The organism is Candidatus Marinimicrobia bacterium CG08_land_8_20_14_0_20_45_22 (assembly GCA_002774355.1).
Lineage (GTDB): Bacteria > Fidelibacterota > UBA2242 > UBA2242 > UBA2242 > 0-14-0-20-45-22.
In genome coordinates this window covers 1-2,879 of the sequence record PEYN01000042.1, presented here as the reverse complement: position 1 = coordinate 2,879, position 2,879 = coordinate 1, and the positions used below count along the sequence as shown (strand labels likewise).

General features: G+C 45.6%; 2 protein-coding genes. Both read left to right on the top strand.

All coding sequences use genetic code 11. The features are described from left to right. Nucleotides 1-90 precede the first annotated feature (90 nt). Nucleotides 91-912, top strand: a complete 822-nt coding sequence (locus COT43_02955; GenBank protein PIS29839.1) for a hypothetical protein — start codon at nt 91-93, stop codon at nt 910-912. Between the two features lie 389 nt (nt 913-1,301). Next, the gene (locus tag COT43_02950) at nt 1,302-2,852 is read left to right on the top strand and encodes a hypothetical protein (protein PIS29838.1); all 1,551 of its coding nucleotides are present in this window, start codon (nt 1,302-1,304) and stop codon (nt 2,850-2,852) included. The last annotated feature ends 27 nt before the right edge of the window (nt 2,853-2,879 follow it).

The following is a 2,879-nucleotide window of genomic DNA, read 5'->3' as shown; positions in this document are numbered from 1 at the left end:
GGAATCTCAGCCACCGGAGTCACTGCCATTACCGGAGATATTGGAGTTAGTCCAGCCGCCGCTGCGTCCATAACCGGATTTGGATTAATAATGGATGCCTTAGGCACATTTTCGACATCGTCCGTAGTGGTTGGAAATGTCTATGCCGCCGACTATACTGATCCGACTCCAACTAAAATGACTACGGCTGTTAGCGACATGGAAGCCGCCTACACCGACGCCGCCGGACGAACCACGCCTGATTTTACTGAACTGTACACCGGAGATCTTACCGGGCAGACCCTCACTCCCGGTCTTTATACGTGGAGCACGGGTGTCCTGGTATCTGCCGGGGGAGTCACTATCTCGGGTACCGCCAGCGATGTCTGGATATTCCAGATAGCGCAGAATTTTGAATTGGATAACGGCGCCATTGTTACTCTAAGCGGCGGCGCTCAGGCTTCCAACATTTTCTGGCAGGTCGCCGGCCAGGTTACCTTGGGAACGACGTCTGCTATGAAGGGAATCATATTGGGTAAAACTGCGATTGTGATACAAAACGGCGCAACGCTGAATGGTAGAGCTTTAGCCCAGATTGCAGTTACATTAGACGCCAATGCCGTCACTCAGCCGGAAACAGTAACTGCCGTTGAGAATGGTTTCGCACTCCAAGAGTTCTCGGTATCGCAGAACTATCCGAATCCATTCAATCCTGTTACGAATATCGATTACCAATTGCCAATAAGTTGTAACGTGAAGTTATCTGTTTTCGATATGATGGGACGGGAATTCGGCATTTTGGTCAATGAAATGCAAAGGGCAGGCAATTATAAGATCGAATGGAATGCACAAAAATTTTCAAGTGGTGTGTACTTATACTACCTGAATGCCGGATCCTTCGTTTCTATCAAGAAGATGGTCTTCATTAAATGAGCGTCAGGTATCTCAATGAAAGTAGAACAGTTTTTTATGTCGAACCCAAACCAAAAGTAAATGAAGGAGAATTGCTATGTTATGGATTATCGCTGTTGTTCTGACCATCTTGTGGCTTCTGGGGATAGTATCTTCTTACACCATGGGCGGTTTTATTCATGTTCTTCTGATAATCGCCGTTGTGGTCGTCTTGGTTAACATTATCCGCGGACGAAAGCCCCTGTGACGATTTGGCGCTGACGATATCAGGCTTATTCAGAAAAAAGGAAATGTTTCAAAATGCGGAATAAAAATTATCAAACAAAACACAGGCGGGGGAGATCACGCACCCCCACCACCCGCAGTTTAGAATTTTCAACCTGCGGAAAAAAGATTTATTAACCCAAAAAATGTTTATTAACAAAAAAAGGAGTCTTAAGATGAAACGTGTAAAATTAGTATTAATGTTGGTTGTCATGCTTTTAGCATGTAACCAGGTCAATGCAAAATTTGGATTTGTCAATCCCGGCATGGGATTCGGTTTTTCAGCGGGTGGAGCCATGGGCGTTAATAGCGACGAAGACAAATGGGTGCTTCAGTATTGTGGATATCTGCAAAGCAAACTCATTTCTCCATTATTATTGGCTCAAGTGAGTTTGGGATATACCAGACTTGAAGCTCCGGGTGTGTATTACGCAAATACCGCTATGGCCGACGGTAGGTTGCTTTTCATTCCATTTTCTACCGAGAGAATGAATCCATTTTTATATGGTGGTTTTGGCGTATCGAAACGTTTTAATGAGAGTGGCTCGGGTTTCTTGCCAATGATCCCATTTGGAATCGGTGTCCAGACCAAGATCGGCCCCCAAATGATATTGGAAGCGAGTACTGGATATAATTTATCCTTATCGGATAAACTTGATGGACGCGAGCGCTCAGATAACGACCTCGGCCGTCTTAGTAACAAGAAATATGATGGATTTCTGGGATTTCAAATTGGACTTGTTTACAGCGGCGGATCAAACGTAAATGCCGACCCGGACAAAGACGGATTGACCACTAAAATTGAAAAAGAAATAGGTACTAATCCCAGGAAGGCTGACACCGATGGCGACGGCCTGAACGATGGCGCTGAAGTGAATCAGTATAAAACCAAGCCACTCCAGGCTGACACCGATATCGACGGTTTGAACGATGGCGTTGAAGTCAATCAGTATAAAACCGATCCACGCAAAATGGATAGCGATAACGACGGCTTAAACGATGGCGCTGAAGTGCAGTATCAATCTGATCCGGGGAAAACGGACACCGATAACGACGGTTTGAACGATGGCGCTGAAGTGAATAAGTATAAAACCAATCCAGTCAAAACGGACACGGATGGCGACGGTTTGAACGATGGCGCTGAAGCGAATCAATATAAAACCGATCCGCTCAAAATGGATACAGATGCCGACGGTTTGAACGATGGCGACGAAGTGAACAAATATAAGACCGATCCGCTCAAAATCGATACCGATGCTGGTGGTGCAAATGACGGCGCTGAAGTGAACAGTAAAACGAACCCGTTGGATTCGAAGGATGATATCGTTAAAACAACGACAACGATTATTCTCGAGAGAGGTAAAAAAGTAGTCCTTCGGGGAGTCAATTTCGAGACCGCCAAGGCCACTCTGACACCAGACTCCAAGAATATTTTGGAGATGGCCTATAATGCTCTCGTTGCCAATCCCAATGTGAATGTGGAAATTTCCGGCCATACGGACGAAGTGGGTAACGATGCGGATAATCAGAAGCTCTCGTTGGAGCGAGCCCAGGCTGTGAAAAATTGGTTAGTGCAAAGAGGCATCAGATCGGATCGCATGAAAACCGTCGGTAAGGGTGAAAAAGAACCTATCGCCGATAATAAAACGGAAGCAGGTAAGACTGAGAATCGCCGCATGGAATTCTATGTTGAATAATAGGATTGAATGACGGAGAATCGGAAG

Coding starts and splice junctions, on each gene's coding strand:
- COT43_02950 (PIS29838.1), top strand. CDS start 1,302: ATGTTTATTAACAAAAAAAGGAGTCTTAAGATGAAACGTGTAAAATTA.
- COT43_02955 (PIS29839.1), top strand. CDS start 91: ATGGATGCCTTAGGCACATTTTCGACATCGTCCGTAGTGGTTGGAAAT.